Genomic DNA, 16502 nt, shown 5'->3' with positions numbered 1-16502 from the left:
ACTATATTTCAAAAGAAAGGCTGCTGAACGATGCAGCCTTTTTTAATTTAGAAACATTAATTACTCGTAAAAAACGGTCAGCGCGTTTCTGGTCACTAGATTGGGAACTTGAAACCTTTTTGCCCCCTGGCCGTAATCTCTTACAAGGCAAATCAAAAGGAGACTTCAGCAATGATCGAATTATTTATGAAACAAAAAATGTTCTCGTTTAAAGATGCATTTCACATTTATGACCGGGATGAACAAGAGACATTCAAGGTCGAGGGCCGGTTCTTTTCGTTAGGGGACTCGCTACAAATGACAGACTCAACCGGAAAAACACTCGTTTCCATAGAACAAAAAGTAATGTCTTTATTGCCGCGATATGTGATTTCAATTGGCGGGGAAACAGTTTGTGAGGTCACGAAGAAACTGACGTTTTTCAAACCAAAATTTGAAATTTCTAAGCTCAACTGGGAAATTGATGGTGACTTGTGGAAGGATGAATTCCAGCTGACAGATGGAAAGAATGTCCGGATGTCGGTGAGCAAGAAGTGGCTGAGCTGGGGTGATTCGTATCATCTGCAGATTGCAAATGAGGAAGATGTGCTGATCTGCACAGCCATCGCTATCGTGCTTGATATGGTATTATATGACGATGAAGATGAAAGTATTTTCTAAAAAAGCATTGACAATTGAGCCAAAAGTAATAATATTAAGATAATTGAAATCTGAATATGAAGATTACCTTATCAAGAGAGGTGGAGGGACTGGCCCTATGATACCCGGCAACCGCTGTTTCAAACAGAATGGTGCTAAATCCTTTAGAACATTGCGTTCTTGCAGATGAGGCGGAGATTTGACCATTCAAGCTCTTCCTTACTCAAAGGAAGAGCTTTTTTTATGCTCAACACATTACAGAAAAGAGGCGAATGACATGGCTCAACAAACAAATGTTGCAGGACAAAAAACAGAAAAACAACACAAAGCTCCTTTCCGTGCCGATCATGTCGGCAGTTTACTGCGATCTGCTCCGGTAAAAGAAGCCCGGCAGAAAAAAGCGGCCGGCGAGATCACCGCTGATCAGCTTCGTGATATCGAAAATCAAGAAATCACCCGAATTGTAGAAAAACAAAAAGAAATCGGTCTCGATGTGGTAACAGATGGGGAATTCCGCCGATCTTGGTGGCATTATGATTTCCTGGAAGGGCTTGATGGTGTGGAACCGTTCATCCCGTCTGAAGGGATTCAGTTCCATAATGCGAAAACAAAAGCACGCAGCATCAAAGTGACGGGAAAACTCGATTTTACGAGCCACCCAGCGCTTGTCGATTATCAATTTTTACATGAGATTGCCGGCGACGCGACCCCAAAATTGACGATTCCGAGCCCGAATATGCTGTTTTTCGGTGAAAAGGCGGATACAGGGATTTATGACGACCAAGAGGAATACTTTCATGATCTGGCCCAAGCGTATAAAAAAGCAATCAGAGCTTTCTATGATGCTGGATGCCGCTATCTTCAGCTTGATGATACGTCATGGTCTCTCTTCTTTGAGGAAAAAAGCAGAGAGGTTGTTCGGGCGCTTGGCGGCGATCCAGAAACATTGCCTGCCTTGTTCGCCAAAACGATTAACGATGCAGTGGCAGACCGGCCTGATGATTTAGCAATCACGATGCACATTTGCCGCGGCAACTTCCGTTCAACATGGGCGGCATCAGGAGGCTATGATGCTGTAGCTGAAACGATTTTGGATGGCTTACATTTGGACGGGCTGTTCTTGGAATACGATGATGACCGCTCCGGAAATTTTGATCCGCTCCGTTTCGTGAAACGCAAGGATCTCCAGATTGTACTCGGCTTGATCACATCGAAAAATGGAGAGCTTGAAAACCCTGAGGATGTGAAACGCCGAATCAATGAAGCGGCGCGCTTTGTGAGCCTGGATCAGCTGTGCCTCAGCCCGCAGTGCGGTTTCGCCTCTACTGAAGAAGGCAATCTTTTGACAGAAGAGCAGCAATGGGCGAAACTGCGCCATGTCATCGACATCGCCAACGATGTGTGGAGATAATCTATCATTGACAGAAACAGAAAATGTGTGAATAATAGTTACTATCAGAAAATTTCATAAAAAGGTTTTCCTTATCAAGAGAGGTGGAGGGACTGGCCCTGCGATACCCGGCAACCGCTGTTTAACAGAATGGTGCTAAATCCTTTAGAGCAATGATTGCTCTTGAAGATAAGGTTGAGATTGTCACACAAGCTCTTCCTTATCCAAAGGAAGAGCTTTTTTATATTCGAATGGAAAGAAGGAATGAACAACATGTCACAACAAACAACACCCGCAGAACAAAAATCACTTCAAAGAAAAAAACCGCCGTTTCGCGCGGATCAAGTCGGAAGCCTGCTGAGGTCTGAGCCCGTCAAAAAAGCACGGCTGCAAAAAGCGGCAGGCGAGATTACAGCTGAGCAGCTTCGCCAAATCGAAAACGATGAAATCATCCGCATTGTGGAAAAACAGAAGGAAACCGGCCTGAACGTGGTGACAGACGGTGAATTCCGCAGAGCATGGTGGCATTTTGATTTTCTGGAAAACCTGGATGGCGTTGAGCCGTTTACTCCTGAGCAGGGCATTCAATTTCATAACGTACAGACAAAAGCACGCGGCATTAAAGTCACAGGTGATATCGACTTTTCAACTCACCAAATGCTTGAAGATTACTCATTTCTCCATAGCATTGCCGGTGACGCGACGCCAAAGATGACGATCCCAAGCCCGAATATGCTGTTTTTCCGCGGAAAACTGGAAAAGGATGCATACAAAAACGACTATCATCTTTTCCAGCACGATGTATCCAAAGCATATAAAAAAGCGATTCAAGCGTTTTACGACAGAGGCTGCCGCTACCTTCAGCTTGATGATACAGCTTGGGCTGTTTTCTTATCTGAAAAAGGATTAAAACAAATCGAAGCGTTCGGAACAACGCCTGATGAGCTTCGCCAGCTGTTTGCGAAATCGATTAACGATGCGATTGCCGACCGTCCGGATGACTTGACCGTAACAATGCATATTTGCCGCGGCAACTTCCAGTCCACTTGGACAGCGGAAGGCGGCTATGACGCAGCAGCCGAAACCATTTTTGACGGTTTGAACCTGGACGGGCTTTTCCTGGAGTATGATGATTCACGCTCAGGCGGATTTGAGCCGCTCCGTTATGTGAAGCGCTCTGATCTTCAGCTTGTCCTTGGATTAGTGACATCTAAATTCGGTGAGCTTGAACATCCGGACGATGTAAAACGCCGTATCGAAGAAGCATCCCGTTATGTGAGCTTAGATCAGCTTTGCCTCAGTCCTCAATGCGGATTCGCTTCAACTGAGGAAGGCAACAAGCTGACTGAAGAACAGCAATGGGCGAAGCTGCGCCATGTAGTTGAAATCGCTAACGATGTTTGGAAATAAGCAAAGAAAAAACACACTTGATTCCCTGGCGGAGCAAGTGTGTTTTTTATGTTATTGAGCGGTGTAGCCCCCATCAAGGACAACAGCCTGCCCGGTGACACCCTTCGCTTTCTCGCTTGCCAAAAAAATTGCATAATCCGCAATTTCCTTTACGGAAAGCAATCGTTTTTGCGGCACAAGCGGAAAAATGACATGTTCAAGCACGGAGTCGTAAGGGACATTTCTTGTTTTCGAAAGATCGCTCAGCTGATTGCAGACAAGCTGTGTATCGACATAACCCGGACAGAGCGCGTTGACTGTAATGCCGTGGGGCGCGCCTTCCAGCGCCCCGACCTTAGTCAGCCCAATGACGCCGTGCTTGGCGCTATTATAAGCGGATTTCCCCGCAAAGCCGACTAAACCATTAACAGATGCAATATTAATGATTCTGCCAAACTGCTGTTTTTTCATGATCGGAAAAACATGCTTCATCGCGATGAAGGGCGCCGTCAGCATGACCTTGATCAGCTGTTCAAAGGTTTCTGTCGGAAACTCCTCAATCGGAGCGACGTGCTGAATACCGGCATTGTTCACCAAAATATCCAAGCGGCCATATCGTTTTTGGATGGTGTTCACCGTATCAGCGACTTGCGCTTCCTTTGTCACATCACACGGAATGGCTGCTGCGTCAAAGCCTTCTTCTGTAAGCTTGGAAGCGGCCTTTTCGCACGCTTCCTGATGAAGGTCCGAAACGATGACGCTAGCGCCTTCACGGGCGAATTCCCTCGCGATTTCGAACCCGATTCCGCCAGCTGCTCCTGTCACCAAGGCGACTTGTTTTTTCATGTCAAACTCCTTCCCATTAAGAATTTTGTTTGATCACAGACTGGCTGACAGCGAAATCGGCTTCTGTTTTTTCATAAACCTCTTCAATTGTGACACCTTCCTGAAGCTCAGTCAGTGTCATGCGGCCGTTATCAAAATCAAAAACAGCCAAATCCGTAATCAGCCTGTGCACGACTTTCTGGCCTGTCAGCGGAAGGGAGCATGTTTTTTTCACCTTCGACTCGCCATGCTTATTGACATGCTCCATGATGACAACGATCCGTTTCGCCCCGTTGACGAGATCCATGGCGCCGCCCATCCCTTTTACCATCTTTCCGGGGATCATCCAATTGGCCAAATCACCCTGCTCCGAAACCTCCATGCCGCCAAGGATAGCCAAATCGATATGCCCGCCTCTTATCATTGCGAATGACTCAGCGCTGTCAAAATAGGAAGCGCCCGTCACTTCAGTGATTGTTTCCTTTCCTGCATTGATCAAATCCGCGTCTTCCGTTCCTTCCAGAGGATACGGGCCGATCCCGAGCAAGCCGTTTTCTGACTGAAGCATGACGTGAACGCCATCGGGTATCTCATTTGCGACAAGCGTCGGCATTCCAATCCCAAGATTGACGTTCATGCCATCCTTGATTTCTTGTACAGCCCGTTTGACCATTCGTTTTCTCGCTTCCTTCATTTCGCACCACCCTTTCCCGCCGCTTGCTGAACGGTTCGCTTTTCAATCCGTTTTTCATGGCTCGCGCCAAGCACCACATGCTGTACGTAAATTCCCGGTGTGTGGATGTGATCTGGATCGAGCTCTCCCGCTTCCACGATTTCTTCCGCCTCAGCAATCGTGATCTTGCCTGCCATGGCGGCAACAGGATTGAAATTTCTCGCCGTTTTCCGAAAGACCAAATTCCCCATAGTATCCGCTTTCCACGCTTTGACGATCGCCACATCGCCGGCAATGCCTCTCTCCAGCACATACGTCCGGCCGCCGAATGTTTTATGTTCTTTTCCCTCGGCTATTGAAGTGCCAACGCCTGTCGCCGTGTAAAATCCCGGTATGCCCGCGCCGCCTGCACGAATTCTCTCAGCCAGTGTTCCTTGGGGAACAAGCTCGACCTCAAGCTCTCCGCTTAAAAACTGCCGCTCAAAAATTCTATTTTCGCCGACATAAGATGCAATCATCTTCTTGATTTGCCGATTAGCCAAAAGCAAACCGAGCCCCCAGTCATCGACTCCGCAATTGTTGCTGACAACGGTTAAATCCTTTGCTCCCTGATCTCTTATCGCCAAAATGAGCTGTTCAGGAATGCCACATAGCCCGAATCCTCCTGCGATCAGCGTATCTCCATCATGAATCAGTTCCGCAGCTTCCTTACTTGATGACAACACTTTTCCCATATTGATGCCCCTTTCGTTTTCTCCTACACTAGACCCGTCAGGCTGTAAATCGCGATCACAGCAAATACGGCTGCCGTTTTGATAAGTGTGATCGCAAAAATATCCCGATACGATTGCCGGTGAGTCAGTCCCGTCACGGCCAGAAGCGTGATGACAGCGCCATTATGCGGCAGCGTATCCATGCCTCCTGATGCCATCGATATGATTCGATGCATCACTTCCGGCGGAATGTTGTAAGCCTGAATCGCCTGCAAGTATTGTTCCGACATCGCGCTTAGTGCAATGCCCATACCTCCTGAAGCCGACCCGGTGATCCCCGCCAGCGCAGTTGTCGTGACGGCCCCGTTCACAAGCGGATCGGTAAAGGTGTGCGAAATTCCGCTGCTCAGCTTGTGAAATCCCGGCAGCGCGGCGATAACGCCGCCGAAACCATACTCGGCACCCGTATTCATAGATGCCAGCAAGGCGCCGCCGATCCCTTCATTCAGCCCTTCCTTCATTCGGGCAAACACTCTTCTCCAATCAAATAAAATCGTTGTGATGATGCCAATTACCAGAGCGAGCTCCACCGACCAAATGGCAGCTGCTGAAGAAATATCAAGCTTGCCGAACTCCTTTAATCCTATCGATGAAAAATCAAATCCATTCGGATACCACTTGGGGAGGTATATGGTGAAACATTTATTCATTGCACCTACGAGTATTAGCGGGACAAAGGCAAGCGCATGCTGCATCGGGTTTTTGTCCCGTTCGGCCGCGGGCTCAGACGATTCAAGAGCAGCAGAATTCTCCGAATCAAAACCGCCGTAGCCTTCCCCGGATGCCTGGGCTTTTTTCCGCCTCGATTCCAAATAGAGCATGCCCGCTGCCAGCACAATCACTGCGCCGAACAAGCCAAGCCAAGGAGCAGCATAAATGTCTGTTTTGAAGAACGTCGTCGGGATGACATTTTGAATTTGCGGCGTCCCCGGAAGTGCGTCCATCGTAAACGTAAAAGCCCCTAAAGCAATCGTGCCCGGGATGAGGCGTTTCGGTATGTTTGCTTCTCGAAACAGGTTTTTCGCAAACGGATATACGGCAAATACGACAACAAACAGGCTGACGCCGCTGTACGTCAAGATAGCGCCCATCAGCACGATTGCAAGTACCGCTCTTTTTGCCCCGACAAGCCTGACAATCGTTTTCGCAATGGATGCCGCAAGCCCGGACATTTCAACGACCTTTCCAAAAATCGCACCGAGCAAAAAGACCGGAAAATACAGCTTAATAAAACCCGCCATCTTCTCCATGAAAATTGATGAGAAAAAAGGAAGCACATGGCTTGGATCGGTCAGCAGCACCGCGAATAACGCGCAAATCGGCGCAAATAATATGACAGAAAATCCCCGATACGCCGTAAACATCAGCAAGCCTAACGCCACTAGAATAATGATCAGTTCCACACACATCCTCCATTTCCACGGATGGGAAAGCGTTTACAAAATACTCTCCGCATCGGCCGTTTCCTTCCCCTTTTCCATATGTACGAGAAACGTGGGCCAACTATTCCGATTAAAAAAAGGAAAGCCCCCCTTTTTCGGAGCTTTCCTCTGCCATTCATTTCATTCCTATTAGGATATCGACATCAACGGTAATATCAGCTGATTTCATCTCTTTCAGCAGGCTGACTCTGTCTTCCGGCGCAGACCAGGCGAGCGGCGTCATCTTAAGGAGCCAATGTATCGCTTGCCGGTCAAGCGTTTTGACATAGCGCAGCCTCATATGACGGCTGTGTTCAACATTCGCTGTAAAACGCTCAACAGCTGCCGTATTGGAATACGTACGCCTTGGTGAAGCAGTATATAAAAATTGCCTTAATTCTATTAAATAATCTTTTCTCGGCACTACTTTTATGAGCATGCCATCATCCTTCAGCAGCCTATGAAACTCTGCGTAATTGGACGGAGAAAAAATCGACAGGACAACATCGAATTGGCGGTCATGAAAGGGAGCACGCGCCACATCGGCAACCGCCCACATCTGGTCTTTGAATGTCTTAGAAGCTTTTACAATCCCATCCTTCGAAAGATCTATGCCGGCTCCCGTCGCTGTTCTTCCTGCATAATCAAACCCGCAAAGCGCATTCAAATGAGAACCCTCACCGCACCCGCTATCCAAGATGGTGAATGACTCTTGACCAGATTTAAGATATCTGATGAGATCTGCAATCGCATTATGGAGCGGTTCAAAAAACCGGCATTCCCCAATTAGCCTGCTCCTCGCCTCAAAAAGTCCGGCATCGTACCCAGTTTTGGCCGGCTTCGCCAGGAAGTTCACGTATCCGTGCCGAGATATATCAAATGTGTGGCCTCGTTCTGTACAAATCAAGCTTTTTCCCAAAGCAGCATCTATGGAAGAACCGCATAGCGGGCATCGAAACATGCTGACATCAAGTGTTCGTTTCATGATAAAAAACACCTCATTCATTCATTTTTAGATAAATGAAAAAGGCATAGACAAATAAACCTGGGCCCATCTCAAAAATTGGCCAGGCCTGGCAGATTGTCTATACCTGTCATTATCTATAACGAATGAATTGGATAATCATGAAAAAAACTCCCTTTTTGCTGTATGGGTTTCCCCATTTACATCATACAACAAACCTCAAGGAGCGGAAACCATATATAAAAGAAAAAAAGCGCTATCAAAATCATATCAACATAGCAATCCAACATGTTTTTCCTTTATTTTCTCAAATTCAAAATATAAATTTTATTATTGTGAAAATAGTTAAAAAGGTTGATTTTCAAAAAGTGAAAGGATAAAATACTGCTATCATCTTAGAAATAGACATTCTTGTATATGATCAGTAATATGGTCTGATTGTTTCTACCTAGTAACCGTAAAAAACTAGACTACAAGAAAGTTTGAATAAATTTGAACGAGTTGAAAAGGACAAGTTCTTTTCTGTTTGCTCTTATTTTTCACACTTTCTGCACTTCCAGAATTTGTGAAGGATAAGAGCTTTTTTTGTTTCCATAATAAACCTCATAGGAGTTGCTATCATGTACTTTTTATTAAACCTTGTTGGTCTCATTGTGATTATGGCAGTTGTATTCCTATGTTCTCCGCAGAAAAAGAAAATCAAGTGGCGCCCGATCATTACGTTAATTGTTCTGGAATTGCTGATTACTTGGTTTATGCTGGGAACAAAAGTCGGGAGCTGGGCCATCGGTAAAATCGGTGATTTCTTCACTTGGCTGATTGCTTGCGCCAGTGACGGTATCGCGTTTGCTTTCCCATCAGTGATGGCGAATGAAACTGTAGACTTTTTCTTTAGTGCACTTCTTCCAATTATCTTTATCGTCACATTCTTTGATATTTTAACATATTTCGGCATTTTGCCTTGGCTGATTGATAAAATCGGCTGGGTGATTTCAAAGGCTTCCCGCTTGCCGAAATTAGAAAGCTTTTTCTCTATTCAAATGATGTTCCTGGGAAATACTGAAGCACTTGCGGTCATCCGCCAGCAGCTTACGGTATTAAATAACAACCGCTTGCTTACATTCGGCTTAATGAGCATGAGCAGCATCAGCGGATCCATTATTGGATCTTACCTGTCAATGGTGCCGGCGACATACGTGTTTACAGCGATTCCTTTGAACTGCTTAAACGCGCTGATTATCGCAAACCTGCTGAACCCTGTTCATGTGCCGGAGGATGAAGATATCATCTATACACCGCCTAAAGAAGAAAAGAAAGACTTTTTCTCTACGATTTCTAACAGTATGCTTGTCGGCATGAACATGGTTATCGTTATTTTGGCAATGGTGATCGGATATGTTGCATTAACGTCAGCAGTCAATGGCATTCTTGGCGTTTTCGTACACGGACTGACCATCCAGACAATTTTTGCTTATCTCTTCAGTCCGTTCGCATTCCTGCTTGGGCTGCCGGTACATGATGCGATGTATGTCGCTCAGCTGATGGGAATGAAATTGGCAACGAACGAGTTTGTTGCGATGCTTGACTTGAAAGAAAATCTCAAATCACTTCCGCCTCACACAGTTGCGGTGGCGACGACATTCCTGACATCATTTGCCAACTTCAGTACAGTCGGCATGATTTACGGTACGTACAACTCGATCCTTGACGGCGAAAAGTCAACGGTTATCGGGAAAAACGTTTGGAAATTGCTTGTCAGCGGAATTGCAGTCTCTTTACTAAGTGCTGCGATTGTCGGCCTGTTTGTATGGTAGAAACATTGAGCCATATCCCTTTGCGGATATGGCTCTTTTGATTATTGATAAATAGAGGAAGGCACCTGTACATCCCGGATTCCGGCTGCATAAGGTCCCAAGTCATACTGGCCGAAGACGATGGCGATTCCGTTTTTCGTAAAGTAAAACGTTGTGTCTTGGTTAAGGGTAATATCCTCTTTCTTTACGTCCGGAAAAAACAGCGTGTCATGTTTTTTGATATAGCTGTATAGGTAATCTTTCGTTTTGCTGACTTTTGTTTTGGTATTCAGAATCTGATTCAGTGTCACCCGCTTTTGTGTTTTCAAGTCATAGTTGAAGGACTGAACAGACGTTAAACCATGGGCGCCGCCTGAATAGATATAATTGAGTGTTTGAATGCTGAGCTTGCCCGCCGCATTGTATTTGACGCTGAAGGATGTTTGATATTCCGCTTTGAATCCCTGCTGTTCGCCTGCTTTTTTGTATTTCAGGTATTCCTGATACGATTGTTCAATGTAGGCTTTCAGCTCTTGATTGATTTTCTTTTCAAACGCGGCATTTCCGATGTCATGCACCTGTGGATACCTTAATTCCTTGATTTTTTTGTACGTATGGCTGCTGACAGTCGGTGATTTTCCTTGAACCGCTTTTAAAGATGGGGCCGCGTATGCCAATACAGAAAAAAGCAAAACTGCAATCCCCGCGGCTTTCAGCATGTGATTCCACTTCATACGATCTCCTCCTTTGATATCGTTGTTTATCATTCCCTTTTTTAAGCAATACACACTTTTATAGACTGATAAAATCAATAGAAGTTTCTAGGTCTAACAGCTCGATTTTCCCATTAAAAAAAGAGACAACATATGTCTCCTTTTTATTGTTTACGTGCAGCAATGGCTTCGTGAACCGCTTGAGCCAAATCTATATTTCCAAACATCTCTAATACCGCAATGACGGTCTGGTCCGGAATGTGCTCTGATTCGTGTTTCGGCACGACCAGTTCATCCATGGTTTTTTTCAAACTTTCATTGAGCTTTTGCTGCGGATACGCTTTGGCGTACAGCTCCAGCGGATCAAGGTCATGGTTCACACACCATTGGGCAAACACCAAAATCATCATATTTTCATCGCGTTCGTAAGCTTCAGCGAGCTGTTTTTCGTTCATTTGTCATGCTCCTTATGAAAAGTATCTTCCTTTAAGATACAGGAGCGGATCAAATTCGTCTATCCCAATGGCGGTGAGCGGCGACCGCCTCGATAAACGCCTTGCTGAAGGCGGTATAGTCAGCTTCATCTTTAGCAGTCACGATGCCCGGACCCTCTGTTGTTCCGACAGCTGCTTGAAGAAGATCAATTCCTTCATTTGCCGCGCCGATCGCCTTATAGTGATTGTATGCTTCTCTGATAAATGCCATCGCTTGTTTGTTGTCCTTTACCTCTGGTCCTCCTGCGGCATAGACGGCATCATACAGAACAGAATCTGCCGTCAGGAACGTGCCGCCGGCCTCAAGCTGCTGTCCTGTGCCGCTAGTGATGTACCCCAGCGTTGGGCTGATGATATCCGCTGTGATCTCTTCATGCTTTAAGGCGTCCAGCACTGTTTGCAGCTCTTTTTCATCAAATCCGTTTCCGGCGAGAACAGCGACTTTTCTCGTTGACGCTGTTTTCACTGTACGGGCCTGGCTTAACGCAGGTGAGGCAAGAATTTCTTTTGATGCTTTTCGTTTCGCCGGCGGCGCCACACCTACTCCCTTGGCGATTTCTTCCGCTAAGCCTGCATCCACATTACTGAAAACGTCAACGACCTGCCGCTGTACGTCCTTGTTTTTGACCTTTCCGACCTCGAAGCAGAAGGCAGAAATGATGTGCTGTTTTTCGACAGGAGACATGCTGTTCCAGAAAAGCTTCGCCTGTGAGTAATAATCGTTGAAGCTGTCGCTCCGCTGACGGATTTTTTTGCCCTCGACTTTCTCCTGATAGTGGACGTAGCCGCCTTCTTCAGCTGTCGCAGGCGACGGGTCATTGTTCTGCAGAGAATTTTTATGATAGGCGACCGGCCCCTTATTGATGGTCATCCGGTGATAGCCGTCGTATTGGTTGTTATGGAACGGACATACCGGCCGGTTAATCGGAATCTCATGGAAGTTCGGTCCTCCAAGACGAATGAGCTGTGTGTCTGTATAAGAAAAAAGCCGTCCCTGCAACAGCGGATCATTTGTAAAATCGATGCCCGGCACGACATTTCCCGGATGGAATGCGACTTGTTCCGTTTCAGCAAATACATTATCCTGGTTGCGATTCAGCGTCATTTTCCCAATGATTTTCACCGGTACAAGCTCTTCCGGCCACAGCTTGGTAGGATCAAGAATATCAAAATCAAATTTGAATTCATCTTCTTCATCAATCATCTGTACGCCGAGCTCATATTCGACCGTGCCGCCGTTTTCAATCGTTTCCCACAGGTCGCGGCGGTGGAAATCAGGATCTTTCCCGGCAATTTTCTGCGCTTCATCCCATACGAGAGAATGCACGCCAAGCACCGGCTTCCAGTGGAATTTCACAAAACGCGCCTTACCTTGTTCATTCACAAAACGAAACGTGTGAACACCGAAACCCTCCATCATTCTATAGCTGCGCGGGATGCCTCTGTCGGACATCGTCCACATCACCATATGTGCCGACTCAGGATTATTGGCGACAAAATCCCAAAACGTATCATGAGCGGTCGCGGCCTGAGGCATTTCATTGTGAGGTTCAGGCTTAAACGCGTGAACCAGATCCGGGAATTTGATCGCATCCTGAATGAAAAATACCGGGATGTTATTTCCCACAAGATCATAGTTTCCCTCTTCAGTATAGAACTTTGTCGCAAAGCCTCTGGCATCCCTCACCGTGTCTGCGGAGCCTTTAGAACCCGCGACTGTCGAAAAACGGACAAATACCGGCGTCTTCACTGAAGGGTCCTGAAGAAAGTTGGCCCGTGTATACTCGGTCAACGGCTCGTAAACCTGAAAAAAGCCATGCACACCATACCCGCGCGCATGCACAACACGCTCCGGAATCCTCTCATGGTCAAAGTGCGTCATTTTCTCCCGGAAGTGAAAATCCTCCATCAGCGTCGGGCCGCGAACTCCGGCTTTTAAAGAGTGTTCATCTTCCGATACTCGCACGCCTTGGTTTGTCGTCATTTTCTTCCCACTGTTATCGGCCCTGTACTGCTCAAGCTGCTCGTCTTTTGAGTGTTCATTTACACGTTTGTTTTGATCATCACTCATGTCTGTTCCCCCTTTTTAAAACGAAACATTCTACAGCACATTTACCCTTAGCATTCTTCATATAAACTGCTAATCCGCTTAATAGGATTTTAGGTCTACATATCAAGATGAGGACATACATATTTGAAATAAGCCTTCTACTCAGAAAGAAAAAGTGGAAGCGCTTACCTAGAATGCACTGTTGAATAGGGGAGGTCATATTGTGCTTGCCATACTCGGTTTTGTGATGATTATTGTCTTTATGTACCTTATTATGTCTAACCGGCTTTCTGCTCTTATTGCATTGATTGTTGTTCCTGTTGTGTTTGCCTTGATCAGCGGATTTGGCAAAGATCTTGGCGAGATGATGATTCAGGGCGTTACAGACCTCGCTCCTACCGGTATCATGCTGTTATTCGCCATTTTGTACTTCGGCATTATGATTGACTCAGGTTTGTTTGATCCTCTCATTGCCAAAATTTTATCACTTGTCAAAGGAGATCCGTTAAAAATCGCCGTCGGTACAGCAGTTCTGACGATGACCATTTCGCTGGACGGAGATGGGACAACAACCTATATGATTACCATTGCGGCGATGCTGCCTCTGTACAAAAGGCTCGGCATGAATCGTTTGGTGTTAGCGGGAATTGCGATGCTCGGTTCTGGGGTGATGAACATTATTCCGTGGGGCGGGCCGACGGCGAGGGTTTTGGCTTCCTTAAAATTGGACACGTCAGAGGTCTTCACGCCGCTGATTCCCGCTATGGTCGCCGGCATTCTCTGGGTGATCGCCGTTGCTTATATCCTCGGAAAAAAAGAGCGGAAGCGTCTCGGCGTCATTTCGATTGAACACGCACCGTCTTCCGATCCGGATGTTGCGCCGCTCAAGCGTCCCGCCCTCCAATGGTTTAATCTGCTGCTGACTGTGGCTCTGATGGCCGCTCTGATCACCAGCCTGCTGCCGCTAGCTGTTCTTTTTATGACCGCATTCGCCATCGCCTTAATGGTAAACTATCCAAATGTCAAAGAGCAGCAGAAACGGATCTCGGCGCATGCAGGAAATGCGTTAAACGTTGTCTCGATGGTGTTTGCGGCAGGCATTTTCACAGGCATTCTCTCTGGCACAAAAATGGTGGATGCGATGGCACATTCTCTCGTTTCACTTATCCCTGACGCCATGGGTCCGCACCTGCCGTTGATCACAGCCATCGTCAGCATGCCATTCACCTTTTTCATGTCAAATGACGCCTTTTACTTCGGTGTCCTTCCCATCATCGCAGAAGCCGCTTCCGCTTACGGAATAGATGCCGCTGAAATCGGAAGAGCCTCCTTGCTGGGCCAGCCGGTGCACCTGCTCAGCCCGCTTGTGCCTTCCACCTATCTATTGGTCGGAATGGCAGGCGTCAGCTTTGGTGACCATCAAAAATTCACCATTAAATGGGCCGTGGGGACAACGATTGTCATGACGATTGCAGCGCTTTTGATTGGGATTATTTCGTTTTAACGAGAAGGGATTTCCGCTAGCGGAAATCCTTTTGTTCTGTATAATCCGAAAAGCCTGGATCATACTATGGAAAAACCAACACAAAAAGGTGATTGCATGAATTTTGCTTGGGAAGCACTCATTTTAATTATATCCGGGATCATATTGCTCAGAATATCAGGGAGAAAGTCAATCTCTCAAATGACGTTAGCACAAACTGTGGTTATGATTTCAATTGGAACAATTATTGTCCAGCCGATTATAGAGACAAGTTTATGGAAAACCCTTGTGGCAGCCAGTATATTTACTGTGGCGCTAATACTCATGGAATGGTTTCAGGTGAAGGCCAATTGGATGGAAAAGTTCATAACCGGCAAAGCAAAATTAGTCGTTGAAGATGGTAAACTCAATATAGAAAATATGAAAAAATTGAGGCTGACAGTTGACCAGCTTGAAATGCGAATGAGGCTTCACGGAATCACCAGCATAAAGGACATTAAGAATGCAACGATCGAAGCGAACGGCCAATTAGGATTTGAATTGCATGATGACAAGAAGCCGCTAACCATGGGTGATTTTAAGAAAATGATGAATGTTCCTGCTGCAAATACAATGAATCAGCCTGAACCTGATAAGCAAGATAACATTTTTGAAGAGTTAAAAAACACTAGTCATTCCGCTGGCAAATTAAAATAAGGCTATTTCATTGTAATGAAATAGCCCAAGTGAATTATTATTGAATATACGAAATGGCTGGCAAGCTTTCAACGCCTGATGCGTAGTAGTAATTTAAAACACTGAAAAAGTCGATTGCTTTGCCGGTTTTTACATCAACGATTAAAATATGATCACCATAGTTTTGATCATCTGCATCAAGTCTTCTAGGTGTTTTTTTTCCTAACGTATCAAGAAAAGAGTCTTCGTAACCTACCCCTGATTGATACGCTGATACATGATGCATAAACAGAGTCCCTGTATCTAAGTAAACCATCACTGCCGAATTTGAGCTCGCATAACTAGCACGATAAGTAACAGGATCAGAAACGCTTTTCACCTTCACATCGGAAATAGAATGGGTGCGCTGATTATACCCGCCGCCATACGAAAAGTAATATTCTCTTTCCCAGCTTAATGAAGATGTTTTTGTATTGGTATTATACAACAATGTTCCGTTTGCATAGACAGAGCCGTCTGCGTACTCAGCAACAAAAGCTTGCAAATTAGAGGTGATCGACTTCACACTTGTGTAATTTGAAGGGTTTTTTGCGTTTAACTGAATGTTGTATGAATCTCCCAGCGTTCCTTCAGAATAAACCCGGATCATATAATCGCCGGCCGGAAGCTCTTTTAAAAGAACTAAGTTCCCCGCATCCATTACAATATTAGTCGGCTGTGCTTCACCCGTGTCCCAATTGACAACATACAATTTTACATAATACTGACTGTTAGCAGACAAAATCCGTGTGATTAGAGTTCGATCTGACGAAGTGCTGAAAAAATACATATCGTCTGGGTTATTTTCGTTAAGAACAGATGAAGTATCGAATACTTGGTCTTCGGAGTTGTACATGGAAGTTGTATTAAAAACATTCTCATCTGCAGGCTTCTTTACTTTAATGGGTTCTGCTTTTTTATCCTTTTTAAGGCTTCCTGCATCTGCTTGCTTTAAAGAAACATCCTCAATTTCCTTATGGTTTTTCAATGTTTCCTGCTGTTTCATGATTGCTTTCTCTTTTGGCACGCTTTGCGCCGCGGCAGTATTTGAATTCAGACAAAAGCTAAAGGCCACAATCAAGACAGCACACAATAGGGGTAATGAAAATATTTTTTTGTTCTTCATATACAAACTCCTTCCAGATTTTATACTTTACATATCGGCAGGAAGCTTTAACTGG

At 45.7% G+C, this 16502-nt stretch carries 15 protein-coding genes and 3 riboswitches; of the genes, 6 read left to right on the top strand and 9 right to left on the bottom strand.

Going from position 1 to position 16502, the window contains the following annotated elements; all coding sequences use genetic code 11:
* Window positions 1–171: 171 nt before the first annotated feature.
* The 3 genes from AC4CV5_RS01270 (at window position 172) to AC4CV5_RS01260 (ending at window position 3439) form a co-directional block, all read left to right on the top strand.
* The gene (locus AC4CV5_RS01270; RefSeq protein ID WP_166846736.1) at window positions 172–660 is read left to right on the top strand and encodes an LURP-one-related/scramblase family protein; all 489 of its coding nucleotides are present in this window, start codon (window positions 172–174) and stop codon (window positions 658–660) included.
* 65 nt (window positions 661–725) lie between these two features.
* A riboswitch (SAM riboswitch) is annotated at window positions 726–832 on the top strand.
* A gap of 84 nt (window positions 833–916) precedes the next feature.
* Window positions 917–2050 carry a 5-methyltetrahydropteroyltriglutamate--homocysteine S-methyltransferase gene (locus AC4CV5_RS01265; protein ID WP_490921972.1) on the top strand — a complete coding sequence of 378 codons (1134 nt, stop codon included), beginning with the start codon at window positions 917–919 and terminating at the stop codon, window positions 2048–2050.
* Window positions 2051–2118: 68 nt separating this feature from the next.
* Window positions 2119–2225: riboswitch (SAM riboswitch) on the top strand.
* A gap of 77 nt (window positions 2226–2302) precedes the next feature.
* Complete coding sequence (locus AC4CV5_RS01260; RefSeq protein WP_222142313.1) at window positions 2303–3439, top strand: 5-methyltetrahydropteroyltriglutamate--homocysteine S-methyltransferase; 1137 nt, start codon at window positions 2303–2305, stop codon at window positions 3437–3439.
* Between the two features lie 51 nt (window positions 3440–3490).
* Here the strand turns inward: AC4CV5_RS01260 and AC4CV5_RS01255 are convergent, their stop codons facing one another.
* The 5 genes from AC4CV5_RS01255 to AC4CV5_RS01235 form a co-directional block, all read right to left on the bottom strand.
* Window positions 3491–4264: a 3-hydroxybutyrate dehydrogenase gene (locus AC4CV5_RS01255; protein ID WP_490921971.1), complete on the bottom strand. Its 774-nt coding sequence runs from the start codon at window positions 4262–4264 to the stop codon at window positions 3491–3493.
* A 16-nt stretch (window positions 4265–4280) separates the two neighbouring features.
* Complete coding sequence (locus AC4CV5_RS01250) at window positions 4281–4937, bottom strand: CoA transferase subunit B (RefSeq protein WP_326222354.1); 657 nt, start codon at window positions 4935–4937, stop codon at window positions 4281–4283.
* Complete coding sequence (locus tag AC4CV5_RS01245; protein ID WP_326222355.1) at window positions 4934–5650, bottom strand: CoA transferase subunit A; 717 nt, start codon at window positions 5648–5650, stop codon at window positions 4934–4936. Before AC4CV5_RS01245 ends, AC4CV5_RS01250 begins: the two co-directional genes overlap by 4 nt.
* 23 nt (window positions 5651–5673) lie before the next feature.
* Window positions 5674–7092, bottom strand: a complete 1419-nt coding sequence (locus AC4CV5_RS01240) for a GntP family permease (RefSeq protein WP_490921970.1) — start codon at window positions 7090–7092, stop codon at window positions 5674–5676.
* A gap of 154 nt (window positions 7093–7246) precedes the next feature.
* Window positions 7247–8095, bottom strand: coding sequence for a methyltransferase domain-containing protein (locus tag AC4CV5_RS01235; RefSeq protein ID WP_166846716.1), 849 nt, complete (start codon window positions 8093–8095; stop codon window positions 7247–7249).
* Window positions 8096–8465: 370 nt separating this feature from the next.
* A riboswitch (purine riboswitch) is annotated at window positions 8466–8567 on the top strand.
* Between the two features lie 127 nt (window positions 8568–8694).
* Between AC4CV5_RS01235 and AC4CV5_RS01230 the strand changes: the two genes are divergently transcribed.
* Window positions 8695–9888: a NupC/NupG family nucleoside CNT transporter gene (locus tag AC4CV5_RS01230; protein ID WP_003236213.1), complete on the top strand. Its 1194-nt coding sequence runs from the start codon at window positions 8695–8697 to the stop codon at window positions 9886–9888.
* A gap of 41 nt (window positions 9889–9929) precedes the next feature.
* Here the strand turns inward: AC4CV5_RS01230 and AC4CV5_RS01225 are convergent, their stop codons facing one another.
* The 3 genes from AC4CV5_RS01225 to AC4CV5_RS01215 all read right to left on the bottom strand — a co-directional run bounded on the left by AC4CV5_RS01225 (window position 9930) and on the right by AC4CV5_RS01215 (window position 13145).
* Entirely contained in the window at window positions 9930–10601 is a 672-nt protein-coding gene (locus tag AC4CV5_RS01225) for a DUF3298 and DUF4163 domain-containing protein (RefSeq protein WP_490921969.1), read from the bottom strand.
* A gap of 143 nt (window positions 10602–10744) precedes the next feature.
* Entirely contained in the window at window positions 10745–11035 is a 291-nt protein-coding gene (gene yxiS, locus AC4CV5_RS01220) for a protein YxiS (RefSeq protein ID WP_222142319.1), read from the bottom strand.
* Window positions 11036–11084: 49 nt separating this feature from the next.
* Window positions 11085–13145 carry a catalase gene (locus AC4CV5_RS01215; protein WP_490921968.1) on the bottom strand — a complete coding sequence of 687 codons (2061 nt, stop codon included), beginning with the start codon at window positions 13143–13145 and terminating at the stop codon, window positions 11085–11087.
* 202 nt (window positions 13146–13347) lie between these two features.
* Here AC4CV5_RS01215 and citH point away from each other — a divergent pair, with 202 nt between their 5' ends.
* Both citH and AC4CV5_RS01205 read left to right on the top strand, forming a co-directional pair.
* Window positions 13348–14628 (top strand): citrate transporter CitH, encoded by a 1281-nt coding sequence (gene citH, locus AC4CV5_RS01210; RefSeq protein ID WP_166846705.1) that lies wholly within the window; start codon window positions 13348–13350, stop codon window positions 14626–14628.
* 96 nt (window positions 14629–14724) lie between these two features.
* Window positions 14725–15303 carry a DUF421 domain-containing protein gene (locus AC4CV5_RS01205; protein WP_373923086.1) on the top strand — a complete coding sequence of 193 codons (579 nt, stop codon included), beginning with the start codon at window positions 14725–14727 and terminating at the stop codon, window positions 15301–15303.
* Between the two features lie 37 nt (window positions 15304–15340).
* Here the strand turns inward: AC4CV5_RS01205 and AC4CV5_RS01200 are convergent, their stop codons facing one another.
* Entirely contained in the window at window positions 15341–16447 is a 1107-nt protein-coding gene (locus AC4CV5_RS01200) for a hypothetical protein (RefSeq protein ID WP_490921967.1), read from the bottom strand.
* Between the last annotated feature and the right edge of the window lie 55 nt (window positions 16448–16502).

The sequence above is a fragment of the Bacillus sp. NS1 genome, assembly GCF_058248265.1.
The sequence above is the reverse complement of the archived record's forward strand: the minus strand, read 5'-3'. Positions and strand labels throughout refer to the sequence as shown.